At 71.2% G+C, this 15,332-nt stretch carries 14 protein-coding genes; 8 read left to right on the top strand and 6 right to left on the bottom strand.

Annotated elements, in window-relative coordinates; genetic code table 11:
- The coding region (locus V8688_RS27340; RefSeq protein ID WP_342802005.1) for a hypothetical protein at nucleotides 1–246 on the bottom strand (246 nt) is incomplete at its 3' end.
- A 144-nt stretch (nucleotides 247–390) separates the two neighbouring features.
- Nucleotides 391–2,199, bottom strand: a complete 1,809-nt coding sequence (locus tag V8688_RS27345) for a DEAD/DEAH box helicase (RefSeq protein ID WP_218719953.1) — start codon at nucleotides 2,197–2,199, stop codon at nucleotides 391–393.
- Between the two features lie 62 nt (nucleotides 2,200–2,261).
- Here V8688_RS27345 and V8688_RS27350 point away from each other — a divergent pair, with 62 nt between their 5' ends.
- On the top strand, nucleotides 2,262–3,131 hold the full coding sequence (locus V8688_RS27350) for a carbon-nitrogen hydrolase family protein (protein WP_218719952.1): 870 nt from the start codon (nucleotides 2,262–2,264) through the stop codon (nucleotides 3,129–3,131).
- A 10-nt stretch (nucleotides 3,132–3,141) separates the two neighbouring features.
- Nucleotides 3,142–3,777, top strand: a complete 636-nt coding sequence (locus V8688_RS27355; protein WP_218719951.1) for a phosphoribosyltransferase — start codon at nucleotides 3,142–3,144, stop codon at nucleotides 3,775–3,777.
- Here V8688_RS27355 and V8688_RS27360 read toward each other — a convergent pair.
- Both V8688_RS27360 and V8688_RS27365 read right to left on the bottom strand, forming a co-directional pair.
- Nucleotides 3,762–4,940, bottom strand: a complete 1,179-nt coding sequence (locus V8688_RS27360; protein ID WP_218719950.1) for an alanine racemase — start codon at nucleotides 4,938–4,940, stop codon at nucleotides 3,762–3,764. The two genes, V8688_RS27355 and V8688_RS27360, sit on opposite strands and share 16 nt — an antisense overlap.
- A 47-nt stretch (nucleotides 4,941–4,987) precedes the next feature.
- Nucleotides 4,988–5,410, bottom strand: coding sequence for a TetR family transcriptional regulator (locus V8688_RS27365; protein WP_308248577.1), 423 nt, complete (start codon nucleotides 5,408–5,410; stop codon nucleotides 4,988–4,990).
- 456 nt (nucleotides 5,411–5,866) lie between these two features.
- Here V8688_RS27365 and V8688_RS27370 point away from each other — a divergent pair, with 456 nt between their 5' ends.
- Entirely contained in the window at nucleotides 5,867–6,610 is a 744-nt protein-coding gene (locus V8688_RS27370; protein ID WP_342801998.1) for a tyrosine-protein phosphatase, read from the top strand.
- Here the strand turns inward: V8688_RS27370 and V8688_RS27375 are convergent, their stop codons facing one another.
- The gene (locus V8688_RS27375; protein ID WP_218719948.1) at nucleotides 6,611–7,870 is read right to left on the bottom strand and encodes an AMP-binding protein; all 1,260 of its coding nucleotides are present in this window, start codon (nucleotides 7,868–7,870) and stop codon (nucleotides 6,611–6,613) included.
- 82 nt (nucleotides 7,871–7,952) lie between these two features.
- Nucleotides 7,953–8,747, bottom strand: coding sequence for an enoyl-CoA hydratase/isomerase family protein (locus V8688_RS27380; RefSeq protein WP_342801999.1), 795 nt, complete (start codon nucleotides 8,745–8,747; stop codon nucleotides 7,953–7,955).
- Nucleotides 8,748–8,906: 159 nt separating this feature from the next.
- On the opposite strand from V8688_RS27380, the gene V8688_RS27385 reads away from it, so the two are divergent.
- The 5 genes from V8688_RS27385 to V8688_RS27405 all read left to right on the top strand — a co-directional run.
- Entirely contained in the window at nucleotides 8,907–9,626 is a 720-nt protein-coding gene (locus V8688_RS27385; RefSeq protein WP_342802000.1) for a hypothetical protein, read from the top strand.
- Entirely contained in the window at nucleotides 9,623–10,594 is a 972-nt protein-coding gene (locus tag V8688_RS27390) for an ATP-binding cassette domain-containing protein (protein WP_342802001.1), read from the top strand. The genes V8688_RS27385 and V8688_RS27390 overlap by 4 nt, the downstream gene beginning before the upstream one ends.
- Nucleotides 10,591–11,373, top strand: coding sequence for an ABC transporter permease (locus tag V8688_RS27395; RefSeq protein WP_342802002.1), 783 nt, complete (start codon nucleotides 10,591–10,593; stop codon nucleotides 11,371–11,373). Before V8688_RS27390 ends, V8688_RS27395 begins: the two co-directional genes overlap by 4 nt.
- 47 nt (nucleotides 11,374–11,420) lie before the next feature.
- Nucleotides 11,421–14,978, top strand: coding sequence for an ABC transporter ATP-binding protein (locus V8688_RS27400; protein WP_342802003.1), 3,558 nt, complete (start codon nucleotides 11,421–11,423; stop codon nucleotides 14,976–14,978).
- A gap of 147 nt (nucleotides 14,979–15,125) precedes the next feature.
- The coding region (locus V8688_RS27405) for a hypothetical protein (protein WP_342802004.1) at nucleotides 15,126–15,332 on the top strand (207 nt) is incomplete at its 3' end.

A 15,332-nucleotide genomic window follows, 5' to 3' on the forward strand; every position in this document is an offset into this window, starting at 1 on the left:
GAGGGCGGCGATCCGGGCGGCCGGGCTCGCGCCGGGAACCTCGGGCGACGGAACGCGGATCAGGCCGTCGCCGAAGTGCCGCAGCAACTCCGGCGCCACCTCGGCGGCGCGCACGACGGGGACGGCGGCGTCCGGCACGCCGGGGAGGTTGCCGATGGCCGCGTCGAGGGCGCGAAGCAGCGCGAACTCACAGCCCGCCGCGCGCACGAGATCGCCGACGGCACCGATCACCCGATCACCGGACACGAACAAACGCGGCCCTCCTGTGTTCACGCACACCCGACGGCAAACACCTTAACCAGCGCCGCGGGCGACCAGGGCGCTACCCGCGGAGATGTCGAACAGTTGCGACGGGTGTGACCTCGCCGAGTCCGGCGAGCGGCCCCGGCGTCAGAACCGCGGCTTGCGCCGTTCGGTCCGGGGACGCGCGTCGCGATCGCGGCGCGGGCCCCGCGAGGCCAGCCGCTGCGCGGGCGGACCCTGATCGGGCTGCAACTGGATCAGCACGCCGCTGATCCTGGTGCGGCGCAAGGCTTCCAGCGTCTCGTGCGGCAGGTTGGCAGGCAGCTCGACGAGGCTGTAATCGGGCCGGATGCTGATGTGCCCGAAGTCGCTGCGGCGCAGCCCACCCTCGTTGGCGATGGCGCCGACGATCGCGCCCGGCACCACGCGGTGGCGCTTGCCGACGCTGATCCGGTAGGTCGCCAGCTCCTGGCCGCTCTCGCGGGAGAACGACGGGCCACGGGGGGCCCGGTCCTCGTCGTCGAAGCGACGCGGGGCGCGCTCCCGATCCCGATCCCGGTCGCGATCGCGCTCACGACGCGGCGCGGGCTCCGGCTCGGCCTCCATGAAGAAGTTGTCGCCGTCGAAGCCGCCGACGGCCAGCGCCGCCGCGATATCGACCAGCGGCGTGTTGTGCTCGGCCTCGTAGTCCTCGATCAGCTTGCGGAACAGCGCCACATTGTCCGAGGCCAGGTTCTCGGTGATCATGTCGCCGAACTTGGAGACGCGGGTCGCGTTGACGTCGTCGACGCTGGGCAGCTGCATCTCGATCAGCGGATGCCGGGTGGCGCGCTCGATCGACTTGAGCAGATGCCGCTCGCGCGGGGCGACGAACAGCAGCGCCTGCCCCGAACGGCCCGCGCGACCGGTGCGGCCGATGCGGTGCACGTAGGACTCGGTGTCGTGCGGGATGTCGTAGTTCACGACGTGCGAGATGCGGTCCACGTCGAGACCACGGGCGGCCACGTCGGTGGCGACCAGGATGTCGAGCGCGCCCGACTTCAGCTGGCCGATGGTGCGCTCACGCTGGTTCTGCGCGATGTCACCGTTGATCGCCGCGGCGGAGAAACCACGCGAGCGCAGCTTCTCGGCCAGCTCCTCGGTGGCCTGCTTGGTGCGGACGAAGATGATCATCGCCTCGAAGTCCTCGACCTCGAGGACGCGGGTGAGGGCGTCGAGCTTGCGCTGGTGCGACACCTGCACGTAGCGCTGGGTGATGTTGGTGTTGGTCTGGGTCTTGGACTTGACCGTGATCTCGACCGGCTCGTTCAGGTACTGCTTGGAGATCTTGCGGATCGCGCCCGGCATGGTCGCCGAGAACAGCGCGACCTGCTTGTCGTTGGGCGTATCGCGCAGGATGCGCTCCACGTCTTCCTGGAAGCCCATCTTGAGCATCTCGTCGGCCTCGTCGAGCACCAGGTAGCGCAGCTGCGACAGGTCGAGCGTGCCCTTCTCCAGGTGATCGATCACGCGGCCGGGCGTACCGACGACGACGTGCGCGCCGCGCCGCAGACCCGACAGCTGCACGCCGTAGCTCTGCCCGCCGTAGATGGGCAGCACGTGCAGGCCGGGGATGTGCGCGGAGTACTTGCCGAACGCCTCGGCGACCTGAATGGCCAGCTCACGGGTCGGCGCCAGCACCAGCGCGCTGGGCTTCTTCTGGGCGGTGTCCAGACCCATCAGGATCGGGATCGCGAAGGCAGCGGTCTTGCCGGTGCCGGTCTGGGCGAGGCCGACGACGTCCGCGCCCTGCAGCAACGGAGGAATGGTCGCCGCCTGGATCGGGGACGGCGACTCGTAGCCCACATCGGCGATGGCCGCGAGGACGCGGTCATCGATCCCGAGATCGGCGAATGTCGGGCCTTCTTCGTGCCTGTCGTCGTCGGCAGGAACGCTGTCGACCTCATTGGTACTCATTGACCAGCAGTTTACTGCCTGACGGTAGCTGTCCCGGCCACCGGGTGAATACGGTGAGACCTATGCAACTGCAGAACGGGTCAGCGCATCAGGAACCGGCACCGGACGCGGTGCCGATCGCGGTCGTCCAATTCGCTCCCCAGACCGACCCCACCGCCAATCTCGCGGCCCTGCGCGAACACCTGCGCACGGCCGCCGAAGCGGGCGCCAAGGTGGTCCTCGCCCCCGAGTACTCGATGTTTGCGGTGACCCGGCTCGACGAGCGGGTGGTGGCGGCCGCCGAGCCGCTCGACGGCCCGTTCACCACCGGACTCAGCGCGCTCGCAGCCGAATTCGGGGTGCATCTGATCGCCGGAGTCGTCGAGCGGACGGCGCCGGACGCGACCAGGATCAGCAATACGCTCGTCGCCCACGGACCCGACGGCGCGCGCGTCGCGGTGTACCGGAAAGTGCATCTCTACGACGCGTTCGGACATCTGGAATCCGACGTCGTCGAGGCCGGTCCGCTCGTCGCGCCCGCCACCTTCACCGTCGACGGTGTGATATTCGGCATGCAGACCTGTTTCGATCTGCGTTTCCCGGAGGGTTGTCGGCGTGTCGCGGCGGCGGGCGCGCAGGTGCTGCTGCTGCCCGCGCAGTGGATTCCCGGCCCGGCGAAAGTCGACCAGTGGACCACGCTGCTGCGCGCCCGCGCGATCGAGAACACCATCTACGTGGCCGCCGCCGATCAGTGCCTGCCGCGCGGGGCGGGCGCGTCGATGATCGTCGACCCGGCGGGCGTTGTCCTGGCCGAGCTGGGTGACGAACCCGGCGTGCTCACCGCCTCGATCGATCCGGCGCATCTGGCCCGGGTCCGCACCGCCAATCCGAGCCTGTCGCTGCGCCGGTTCGCGATCACCGAGCGCGTATCGCCGGAGCTCGCCACGGAGTAGCGTTCGAGACGTGGTCTACCCGGATCGGGCAGCGGCGGGCCGCGTCCTCGGCAAGGCCCTGGAACACCTGCGGGTCCCGCGCCCACTGGTGCTCGGGCTGCCGCGCGGTGGCGTTCCGGTGGCGGCCGGAGTCTGCGCGGTCGTCGGCGGTGACCTCGACATCCTGCTGGTCCGCAAGCTGGGCCTGCCCTGGCAGCCGGAATTGGCGATGGGCGCGCTCGGCGAGGGCGGCGTGCTGGTGGTCAACCGCGATGTCGTGGAGCGCAGCGGGGTGACGCAGGAGGCGTTCGACGAGGTCGAGCGGGCCGAGCGGGCCGAACTGGCGCGCAGGCAGCGCGCGCTGCGCACCGGCGACCCCGTGCCGCTCGCCGGACGGGTGGTGCTGATCGTCGACGACGGCATGGCGACCGGCGCGACCGTGGTGGCCGCGTGCCGGGTGGCCAGGGCCCGGCATCCGGACCGGATCGTGGTCGCGATGCCGGTGTCCTCGCCCGAGGCCGCGCGGCGGGTGCGCCGCGAGTGCGACGAACTGGTCTGTCTGTGGACGCCGGCCGATCTCGGCGGGGTCGGCATGGCCTACCGCGACTTCCACCAGCTCACCGACGACGAGGTCCGCGAGCTCCTGGGCGATCAGCCGAAGCACTGACCTTCGCCGCGATAGGTCGGCACCGTGGTGCGCGTTCCGGCCTCGTCGACGAGGTGGATGCGGTCGAAACGCTCGCACAGTTCGCCGGCCTTCGCGTGCCGGAACCACACCCGATCGCCGATCTCGAGCTCGGCGCCACCGGCCAGCGGGGTCTGCACCTCCCCCGCGCCTTCGGCGCCGAGCAGCTTCAGGCCCGCGGGCCACACCGGCAGCGGCACCCGGCTCGGGCCCGCCGGGCCGGAGGCGATGTAGCCGCCCGCGAAGACGGTGGCGATGCTCGGGGTGGGCTTGCGCAGCACCGGGGTCGCGAAGAACAGCGCGGGGCGCGGGGTGAACGAGCGGTAGTGGTCGAACAGGGTCGGCACGTACAGTCCGGAACCCGCGGTCACCTCGGTGACCTCCGGGTCGGTGATCGAGACCTCGATCGAACCGGTGCCCCCGCTGTTCACGATCTCCAGCGGACCGGTGACCATGCGCACCGCGTCGAGCACCCGGGACCGCCTGCGGCCGATCTCGGCGGCCGAGAGCCGCTTGACCACCCGCACGGCGGGATTGGTGTCGGGCAGGCCGGCGATCTGGGCCTCGTAGGTCATCACGCCGACCACGTCGAACCCGCGCCTGCGGGCCTCGGCGGCCAGCTCGGCGGCCTGATCGGGGCTGCGCACCGGCGAGCGGCGGGTGCCCAGGTGCAGCGGACCGATGCGCAGCGCGGCGTCGACGTCGAGGCAGACCCGGGGATGGACCAGGTCGGTGCCGAGCGCGGCGCGGGTGAGTTCGAGCTGGGCGACGTCGTCGATCATCAGGGTGATCGCGGCCAGCAGGTCGGGCGACGCGGCGAGTTCGGCCAGCGCGGCCCGGTCGGTGACCGGGTAGCCGAGCAGCACGTCGCGGGCGCCGAGGCGGACCAGCCAGATGGCCTCGCGCAGCGAATAGGCCATGATGCCGGCGAAGCCGCCCCGGGCGGTGAGTCCGTCGCCGAGCACGCGTTCCAGCACGGCACGGCAGCGCACCGATTTGCTGGCGACCCGGACCGCGACGCCGTTCGCGCGGCGGACCAGGTCGGCGGCGTTGGCGTCGAGCGCGGCGAGGTCGACCGCGGCCAGCGGCGGATCGAGCTCGGCGGTCGCCGCGTGCAGATGGTGCAGCGATGTCGTCTGGGTCACTCGACTACTGAACCACCTATTTGGTCAGTCGTCCAGTATCCGGTGGGTCAGACTTCGACGGCCTTGAGCGTCAGGCAGCCGACCAGGTCGTCGATGACCACCAAGGTGGTCTCGTCGTTGCCGTCGGCGAGCCAGCGCAGCACCGCGCCGTAGAGCACCGAGACGATGTAGGTGGCGATCGAGTCGAGCGGCTCGAGCCACTGCGTCCCCGACAGCCGGGCGCACAGACCGAGGAAGGAAATGGCCTCTTCGTCCATCTGCCGGAACAGCGCGGTCGCGGTGGGATCGCCGACCGACTCGCCGGAGGCCGACCACCGTTGCCGCAGCGTTTGCAGCGCGGCGTCGTACGCGGCGATCTGGCGGTCCGGCTCGGCCTTCACCAGCGGCCAGTAGGCGCTCATGCCCGCGTGCAACAGCACGCGCAGCCCCCGCACGCCGGTGGCGTCGCAATTCGCGGCGGCTTGCTCCACGGCCTGACATACGGCGGGCCGGAGCGATGTCTCGGTTAGTTCACGACTGGCGCTCAACGACAACTCCTCGGCAACAAATTTCGCTGCCCGCGGCGATGCGAGCTAGTGGAGAGGATGGACCCGTACGGATCAACCTATCCAGCGAGCTCGATCTTAGAAGGTTTTCTGGATTCACGAACTGGTTCAGCCGTCCTTTTCAGACTGAAAGATTGTTTTGTTATCCGAATGCGACCTTTTGTAAAACCGACCATACGGCTTGAATAGTTCACATTCACCACAGACGGCGCCCCTACGCCATCATCTGCGCACTGGTCGAGTGTACAAGTCTTCGCAGGTGAGGGCCCGGCGCCTGTGGGCGACGGCACAGTGGCACCCAGCGAAACGGACACCACACAGTGCGTGTCGGATCCGCGAACTCCGTCGCGGGCGCGGCGGAACCGTCGATAACCTGGACGAGTGACTCTCTCGCCTCCCGCCGATCAGTTCGCCCTCAGTGGCACCTTCAATTTCCGCGATGTGGGCGGGCTGCGCACCGCTGACGGTTCGACGATCAGGCCCGGCGTGCTGCTGCGCTCGGCCCAGCTGAGCGGCCTCGACGAGAAAGGGCACGACACCCTGCGCGGCCTGCGGGTCACCGACGTGCACGATCTGCGCGGCCTGGCCGAGATCGACCACATCGGCCACGACACCCTGCCCGCGGGCGTGCGGCTGCACGTCACCCCGTTCGACTCGCGGATGGGCGAGGCGCCGCCGCACGAGGCCACGACCGTCTCGGCGCGCACGCACATGATCGAGGTCTACCGGCAGTTTCCGGTGATGCCGGAGGCGCACGCCGCGATCACCCGCCTGGCCACCTCGCTCGCCGGGGGCGATGGCGCCGCGCTGGTGCACTGCGCGGCGGGCAAGGACCGCACCGGCTGGGCGGTCGCCACGCTGCTGCGCGCGGTGGAGGTCACCGAGGACGAGGTCTACACCGACTACCTGGCCAGCAACGCCGCCGTCGAACCGCTACGGCGGCTGCTCGAGCCGAAGATCGGCGACGGCGCGGCTCTGTCGGTCGACCTGCTCGGCGTGCACGAGGAATACCTGCGCACCGCCGACCGCACCGTGCGCGAGACCTACGGCGACACCGAGGGCTACCTGGCCGCCATCGGGCTGACCGGCACGCTGCGCGCGGCGCTGCACGCCCGGCTGCGCTGACTACAGCCCGCTGACCCGGCGCTGCCGCACCGGCAGCACCGCGCGGACCAGCCCGTTGTCCTCGATGCTCACCAGATTGCCGGTGTGGAACCAGCTTCCGCTGAACCGGGCGACCGAGGCGTCGGGGTCGTTCCAATAGCGCCTGCTGACATTCGGGCCGCGGCACAGCAATTCGCCGCGGCCCGCACTCGCCTGCGGTCCGCACAGTGCCAATTCCGTACCGCCGAAAGCGAATCCGAGGGCGGATTCGGAGGTGGTGAGATCGGTGTCGTCGACCATCAGGCCGATGCCGCTGGTCTCCGTCGCGCCCCAGACCGACCACTGCCTGGCCGCCGGGAAAAGGTCGTGCAAGGCCGCCGTCAGCGTGGCCGGAGCGGCCGCGGCGGCGCGTTCGGAGCGGTGACAGGCCTTGCTGATCCGCCGCACGCCCGCGCCCGCCCGGCGGGCGGCGAGTTCGGGGAGCAGGCCGGCGAAGATGCGCGGGGTGCCCGAGACGGTGTCGATCCGCTCGGTGTCGAGCACATCGGCCAGATCGCGCGCCCCCGGCGCGAGCACCACGGTGCCGCCGACGGCGAAGGTCGGCAGCAACTGGTCGACGCAGCCGCTGGCGTGGGCCAACGGCAGCAGCACCAGGTTGCGCAGGCCCTCGGCGGGCAGATCGAGCGCGCCGATCACCGACGACACCGCGGAGAGCAGGTTCTCGTTGGTCAGCTCGACGCCGGTCGGCACCGGCCGCCGGGCGGCGGTGCCGGTGTAACAGAGCAGCGCCGGATCCTCCAGTGCCGCACCGTCATCGATATAGGCGGCGCTGTCGGGCAGCGGGCCGTCGGGGCCGAGCACGAAATCGGCGCTGCTGTCGGCGATCACCCGGTCGGCCACCGCGGCGGGCAGCGTATCGGGGACGAGCACCGGGACCGCGCCGGAGAGCAGCGCGCCGAGGAACGCCTGCACCCAGCGGGCGCTCGTCGGCATGTGCACCGCGACGCGGTCGCCGTAGCCGATGCCGCGGTCCTGCAGCCCACCGGCGATCCGGGAGGCACTGTGCCACAGCTCGCGGTAGGTCATGCGCGGCCCACCCACCTCGACGACCGCCTCCCGGCCGGTGAACGCGTGTACCCGCAGGTCGAGCAGTTCGGTGAGGGCCGGGCTGAGGTCGCCGTAGCGCAGGATGCCGTCCGATCCCCTGGTCAGCCGCCCGGCCGCAGCGTGGGCGGGGAACTCGATGATGGTCGCGCCCGGTTCGTGCTCGCTCTGACCCATCAGGACCTCCACGTACGTCGATGCGGCACCGCACCTGTGACTATATGACGTGGATCACACAACTGTCAGGCACTCGGCGCGCTCATTCGCCGCGATAGGTCGCCTTCCCCGGGCCGATCTCGAGGAAACTGCGCACCGCGCCGCGCAGGTCGGCGGTCGCGAACAGCTCGCCCGAGACGTCCGGCGTCACCGAATCCGCGTGTGCCACACCACCGGACCGCCACGCCTCGATGATCTGCTTGGTCGCCGCGTGCGCGCGGGTGGGGCCGGCGGCGAGCCGGGCGACCAGTTGCAGCGCGGCGGCCTCGACGTCGTCGTGCACCCCGTTGACCACGCCCCAGTCGGCCATCGTGGCGGCGTCGTAGAGGTCACCGGTCATCACGAACTCGCGGGCGCGACCCGAGCCGGCCCGTTCGGCCAGCCGCTGCGGGCCGCCCATCGACGGCGTCAGCCCGACGACCGTCTCGACCAACCCGAACTTCGCCTTCGGCGCGGCCAGGATGAAGTCGCAGGCCAGCGCGATCTCGAAGGCCGCGGTGAGGGTGAGACCGTGCGCGGCGAAGACCACCGGGCACGGCAGCGCCTCGATCGGGTGGATGATCTGGGCGAACAGGTCGTTCCACAGCCGGGCGCCCTCCTCGACGGTGAGCCCGTCGAAGATGTTGACGTCCACGCCACCCGAGACGACCTTGCCCTCGGCCCGGATCAGCACCGCGCGCGGCGGCTGCTTGCCCACCGCGGCGATATCGGCGATCAGCGAGTCGATGAGGCGGCGGTCGAACAGGTTCAACGGCGGGTGGGCGATGGTGATCGTCGCGATCTCGGCACCGGCTTCGGTGAAGTCGCGGATCAAACGGGTCGGCTGCGTTGCGCTCATCCGGTCAGACTAGAACCAGCTCCGGCGCGAGGACCAGGGTGGAGATCGCGCCCACATCGTGGAACCAGCGGGGTGTCGGCGCTCGTTGGCATGATGAGCTGTCGGGGACCGCGGTGCCCTACAGTTCGTTTCGTCGGGGCGGAAGAGGAGGACGACGCCGTGTTCAACAAAGCGATCGAGAAGGCCGTGGTCGATGTGCTCGACACCGGTTCCAAGCTGCAGGCGCCCGCCGTGCGTCGCTACGTCGAATTCCTACGTGAACGCCATCCCGCCGAGAGCCCCGCCCAGATCGTGGAGCGGCTGGAGAAGCAGTACCTGCTCGCCGTCACCGGCAGTGGTGCCGCGGTCGGCGCGACCGCGGCCGTGCCCGGCATCGGCACGCTGGCCGCGCTCGGCGCGATCAGCGCGGAGACCGCGTTCTTCATGGAGGCCTCGGCCCTGTTCACTCTCGCCGAGGCCTATGTGCACGGCATCGAGCCCGAGGACAAGGAAGCCCGGCGCGCGATGGTGCTCGCCGTCGTCCTGGGCGACGCGGGCATGGCGATCGTGCAGAAGGGACTCGGCACCTCGTCCAAGAACTGGGCGGGCGCGCTGGCCAACAAGGTGCCCGGCATCTCCGCGATCAACAACAAGCTGGTGCAGCAGTTCATCAAGCGCTTCATCACCAAGCGCGCCGCGCTGATGGCGGGCAAGATCCTGCCCGCCGGCATCGGCGCCGCCATCGGTGGCGCGGGCAACCGGGCGCTGGGCAAGGTGACGATCGACAACGCGCGCAAGGCTTTCGGGCCCGCGCCCGCGTTCTGGCCCTCGCCGCTACACCCGGTCATCGACGCCGATCCGCTGCCGGCCATCGACGCCGCGACCGCGAAGAAGCGGTGACCGGGCGCCGCGGCGACGCTGTGCGACTGCGCGGCGTCGGCAAGCAGTTCGAGCTGGTCCACGCCGTGCACGAGGTCGGCTTCGCGGTGCCCGCCGGTGCGGTCACCGCGCTCGTCGGACCCACCGGCGCGGGCAAGTCGACGGTGCTGCGGATGGTGCTCGGCCTACAGAAACCGACCACGGGCACCGTCGAGATCGACGTGCCCGGCACCGGACCGGGCGCGGTGGGCGCGGTACTGAGTCCGCGCGGACTGCATCCGGCGCGCACGGTCCGCGATCATCTGCGCTGTTACGCGCCGGTCGCGGGGGCGTCCCGCCGGCGCGTGGACGCGGTGCTGGCCGAGACCGGGCTCGCCACGGTCGCCGAAACGGTGATCGCTCAGCTGCAGCCGGGCCAGCAGACCCGGTTGGCGCTGGGCACCGCGCTGCTGGCCGATCCCCCGCTGCTGGTCCTGGACGACCCGTTCACCGGCGCCGACGGCGTGGAGCGTGGCTGGCTGCACGAGCTGCTGCGCGGGCACACCGCTCGCGGCGGCACCGCGCTGATCAGCGCCGACAAGCTGGCCGATGTGGTGGCCACCGCCGATCATCTCGTCGTGTTGAGCGAGGGCGCGGTCGTCTGGCAGGGCACGCCGGCCAAGCTGCGCCGCGGCCATCCCGACCGGCTGGTCGTGGCCGCCTCGCCCTCGATCGCGCTGGCCACCGCGCTGGCCGCGCGGGGCTACACCGACGCGGTGATGCGGCCCGACGGCAGGCTGGCCGTCGCCGAGGCGAGCGAGGCCACCATCCGCGCCGTCGCCGAGGCCGCGCAGGTGCGCATCGGCAGCATCGTCGCCGATCCGATCCATCCCGACCGGGTACTCGCCTCGCTCACCAAACCCCGCGGGCACCGGCACACCGTGCCCGCGCCGCAGGCGAATCCCGCCGGTGTCGCCCCGGCGCCGACCTCGTATGGGATGCCACGATGACCTCAGTGCTGCCCGCCGATCTCCTGCCCGGCCTCGAGTCCGAGGCGCGCAAGGTCGTCGCCGTGCGCCCGACCCGCCTGCTGCTCGGCGCGCCCGTGGCCCTGGCGCTGATCGGCACGCTGATCACCGCGCTGCTGTCGGGCCCCGCCGACCCGAAGGGGCAACCCGCCACCGGCGCCGCGACCATCGGGCTCTATCTCGGGCTGGCCGCGGTGTTCGTGGTGGCCGCCCTGCTCGGCATCGCCGCCACCGGTGGCGAGTACCGGCGCAAGACCATGGCGCTGACCGCCCTGTTCGCCCCCGATCGCGACCAGCTGGCGACCGCGAAATTCGTCACCACCGCCGCGTTCGCCTTCGCGGTGGCGCTCGCCGCCGAAGTGGCGAGTCTGCTGGCGCTGCTGGTGGCGGGGCGCGGCAAGTTCGACTTCGGCTGGCAGCTGTTCGAGGTGCTCGGCGCCGGTCTGCTGGTCGCCATGTGCTGGGCGGTGATCGGCGCGGGCCTCGGCCTGCTGCTGCGCACGGTCAGCGGCACGGTCTGGCTGCTGCTGGGCTGGGCCTTCATCCTGGAGCCGCTGATCTGGGTCGTGGTCAAGGGCTTCGGCGCCGGTGGCTTCGCCACCCTGCTGCCGGTCTCGGCCACGGTGGCCGGAGTCAGCGCGGGCTCGTTCGCGGAGGCCGAGGTCTTCGCGCCGACCCCGGCCGCCCTGGTGGTCCTGCTGTTGTGGACCGCCGGAATCGGCGCCGCGGGCTGGTGGGACCTGCGCACCCGCGACCTGTAGGCCCGGTGGCAGCCACCGAACCGGGCTGGATCCGCAGACTCTGGCGCTTGAGCCTGGGCCATCCCCGGCTGATCGCGGGCATCACCGCCTCCGTGCTGGCCGGCGCGGTCGTCTCGATCGCGGCGCCGCTGGCCACCAAACGCGCCGTCGACGCGGCGGTCGCGGGCGACACGACGGTCATCGGCGGTGCCGCGGCGCTGCTCGCCCTGCTGGCGGTCGGCCGGTTCGTCGTCACCTTCGCGCGCAGGCTCTGGGCGGGCAAGCTGTCGCTGGAGGTACAGCACAGTCTTCGGGTATCGCTGCTGGCCGCGCTGCAACGCCTCGACGGCGCGGGGCAGGACGCGATCCGCACCGGCCAGGTGGTGTCGCGCTCGATCACCGATCTGCAGCTGGTGCAGGGATTGCTGGCGATGGTCCCGTGGTCGGGGTTGGCGGTCCTGCAGTTCGTCCTCTCGGCGGTGGTGATGGTGTGGCTGAGCCCACCGCTGGCCCTGGCCGCGCTGCTGGTCGCGCCCGCGATGGCGGTGATCGTGCTGCGGCTGCGGCCACGGCTGTACGCGGCGACCTGGTCGGCGCAGCAGCGCGCCGCCGACCTGGCCGAACACGTCGAGCAGACCGTCACCGGGGTGCGCGTGGTGAAGGGGTTCGGGCAGGAGGCCCGGATGGTCGACGTGCTCGAGGACCACAGCCGCCGCCTGTTCGCCGAGCGGCTGCGCGCCGCCAGGATCAACGCCGGGTTCGCCCCCGTGGTCGCGGCGCTGCCGCAGGCCGGGCTGGTCGCGGTGATCATCGTCGGCGGCGTGCTGGCCCGGCAGGGCGCGATCGGCGTCGGCACCTTCCTCGCGTTCACCGCCTACCTGGCCACCATGACGTCCTCGGCCCGCACGATCACCTCGGTGGTGATCATGGGTCAGCTCACCAAGGCCGCCGTCGACCGGGTATTCCAGGTCATCGACGCGGCGCCGGTGCTGGTCGATCCGGACAAGCCGGTCGCCCTGCCCACGGGCCCGCTCGGCATCGAATTCGACGCGGTGAGTTTCGGATTCGAGGCCGGTCAGCCGGTGCTGCGCGACCTCGATCTCACCGTGCGGCCGGGCGAGACGGTCGCCGTCATCGGTCCGGCCGGGTCGGGCAAGTCGACGCTGTCGCTGCTGCTACCCCGCTTCTACGCGCCCGACGCGGGCCGGATCAGTCTGGTCGGCACCGACGGCACCCGGGTCGACCTGGCCGAGTTGCGCGCCGACGAACTGCGCGGCGCGCTCGGGGTGGTCTTCGACGATCCCTTCCTGTTCTCCGACACCATCGCCGCCAATATCGCCCTCGGCCGTCCCGGGGCCACCGATGCCGAGATCAGGGCCGCCGCGACCGCCGCCGTCGCCGACGAGTTCATCGCCGAACTCCCCGACGGCTACGACACCGTCATCGGCGAGCGCGGCCTGACGCTGTCCGGCGGGCAGCGCCAGCGCATCGCCCTGGCCAGGGCCCTGCTCACCCGCCCGCGCGTGCTCGTCCTCGACGACGCCACCTCCGCGGTCGACGCCGTCACCGAGGCGGAGATCTTCCGCAGGCTGCCCGACCCCGGCGGCCGGACGACACTGATCCTGGCCCACCGCGAGTCCACACTGGCCCAGGCCGACCGGATCATCCGGCTGCCCGCGCCCGCCGGCTCCGCGGTGCCCACCGCGCCCACGCTCACCACGAAACACCCCGACGGTGGTCGCCCCCGCTCGATGGCCGCGGCGGCGACCGACCTCAGCGAGACACCCGAACTGCGCGCCGCCGTCGACGCGCTGCCCCCGGCCACCGAATCTCCCGGCCTGCCCGGCGACCTGCGGGCCCCGCAGCCCGATTTCGGCCTGCGCGCGCTGCTGCGCCCGGTACGCGGCCTGGTCTGCGCGGTGATGCTGCTGCTGACCGTCGACGCGTTGATCGGCGTCGCCTTCCCGCCGCTGGTCCGCTACGCCATCGACACCGGCGTCACCGCGGGCGACGGCACCGCGCTCGCGCTCGCCGGCATCGTCGGGATCGGGCTGGTGCTGGCCGGGCTGGTCGTCGGCGCGGCCGTCACCGTGCTCACCGCGCGCACCGGCGAACGCGTGCTGTTCGGGCTGCGGGTGCGCAGTTACGCGCACTTGCAGCGGCTCGGCCTGGATTTCTACGAGCGCGAACTGTCCGGCCGGATCATGACCAGGATGACCACCGACGTCGACGCGCTCTCGACGTTCCTGCAGACCGGCGTCGCCACCGGTCTGGTCGGGCTGATCACCCTGGTCGGCGTGGCCATCGGCCTGGTCTTCATCGACGCGGGCCTGGCGCTGATCGTGCTGGCCACCGTGCCGCCGATGCTGCTGGCGACGCTGGCGTTCCGCCGGGTGTCCTCCTCGGCCTACACCGTCTCCCGCGAGCGGGTGTCGGTGGTCAACGCCGACTTCCAGGAGAACATCGCGGGTTTGCGCGCCGTGCAGGCCGCGCGCAACGAGCCGAGCGCCGCGCGCCGCTTCGCCGAGTACTCGCACCGCTACCGTGACGCCCGCGTCCGTGCCCAGCGCGCCATCGCCGCCTATTTCTCCTTCGGGCTGGCCTGGGCCGACCTCGCCCTGGCCGTGGTGGTGTACCTCGGCGCGAACGCGGTCGCCGACGGCCGGACCACGACCGGCACGCTGGTCGCCTTCGTGCTGTATCTGGGCCTGCTGTTCGGCCCGATCCAGGAGCTCTCGCAGGTCTTCGACGGCTATCAGCAGGCCAGGGTCGGCCTGCGCCGGATCGGTGACCTGCTGCGCACCGAGTCCTCCATCGCGGCCGATCCACCGGACGCGGTGACGATCGACCGGCTCGACGGCGAGATCGTCTTCGACGACGTGCGCTTCCGCTACCCCGGCGCCAACGCCCCCGCCCTGGACGGGGTCTCCTTCACCGTCCCCGCGGGCTCGACGCTCGCGCTCGTCGGCGCGACCGGCGCGGGCAAATCGACGATCGTGAAGCTGCTGGCTCGTCTCTACGACCTCCCGGACGACCCGGCGGCGGGCTCGATCCGCGTCGACGGCGTCGATTTACGTAAATTTGTGCTCACCGACTATCGCGGCCGGCTGGGAATTGTGCCTCAGGAAGCTCACCTGTTCACCGGTGACGTCGCGAGCAACATTGCGTTCGGGCAACCTTTCGCCACGGCAGTGGACATCGGCACCGCGGCCGCCACCGTCGGCGCGGCGGAGATGATCGACGGATTACCGCAAAAAATGAACCAACCGGTCGGTGAAAGAGGGCGTGGATTATCCGCCGGACAGCGTCAGCTGATCGCGCTCGCCCGGGCCGAACTGGTCGATCCCGATCTGCTCCTGCTCGACGAGGCCACCTCGACACTGGATCCGCAGACCGAGGCATCGGTGCTGGTAGCGAGTCGATCGCTGGCACGCGGCCGGACCACCGTCGTGGTCGCGCACCGGCTCGCCACCGCGGCGCGGGCCGACCTCGTCGGCGTGGTCGAACAGGGCCGCGTGGTGGAATTCGGCACGCCGCAGGAACTGCTGGCCCAGGGCGGACGTTACGCGCGACTCTGGGCGGCGGGCGGCGAAGCCGAGGGAATACTGTCGGCGCGTGACCGGTAGCAGCCGGGGAGATCGGGTCAGTCGCAACACGGGTATGCCGCTGGGCATATGCTCGGTGAGGGCGCATCGGCAGCCATCCGCTGATACCCCTGCCGGGCACGTCACAAACGTCGCAGCGCGAAGAACGAAATGAGGCGAACACCAGCTGTGAGCAGCTCAACTTCCCAGTTCGGACAGAACCAGTGGCTAGTCGACGAGATGTATCAGAAGTTCAAACAGGACCCATCCTCGGTCGACGCCAGTTGGCACGAGTTCCTCGCGGATTACACCCCGGAGGTCGGCGCCGAATCCGGTAACAGCCAGACTCCGGCTCCCGCCGCGGCACCCGCGCCGGCCGCCGCTCCCGCGCCTGCC

Origin of the sequence: Nocardia sp. No.11, assembly GCF_038752175.1 — a bacterium.
Lineage (GTDB): Bacteria > Actinomycetota > Actinomycetes > Mycobacteriales > Mycobacteriaceae > Nocardia > Nocardia canadensis.

What these genes read in the sequence shown, in the direction of transcription:
- V8688_RS27380 (WP_342801999.1), bottom strand. Translation starts at nt 8,747, where the DNA reads ATGAGCGCAACGCAGCCGACCCGTTTGATCCGCGACTTCACCGAAGCC.
- V8688_RS27345 (WP_218719953.1), bottom strand. Translation starts at nt 2,199, where the DNA reads ATGAGTACCAATGAGGTCGACAGCGTTCCTGCCGACGACGACAGGCAC.
- V8688_RS27395 (WP_342802002.1), top strand. Translation starts at nt 10,591, where the DNA reads ATGACCTCAGTGCTGCCCGCCGATCTCCTGCCCGGCCTCGAGTCCGAG.
- V8688_RS27350 (WP_218719952.1), top strand. Translation starts at nt 2,262, where the DNA reads ATGCAACTGCAGAACGGGTCAGCGCATCAGGAACCGGCACCGGACGCG.
- V8688_RS27375 (WP_218719948.1), bottom strand. Translation starts at nt 7,870, where the DNA reads ATGGGTCAGAGCGAGCACGAACCGGGCGCGACCATCATCGAGTTCCCC.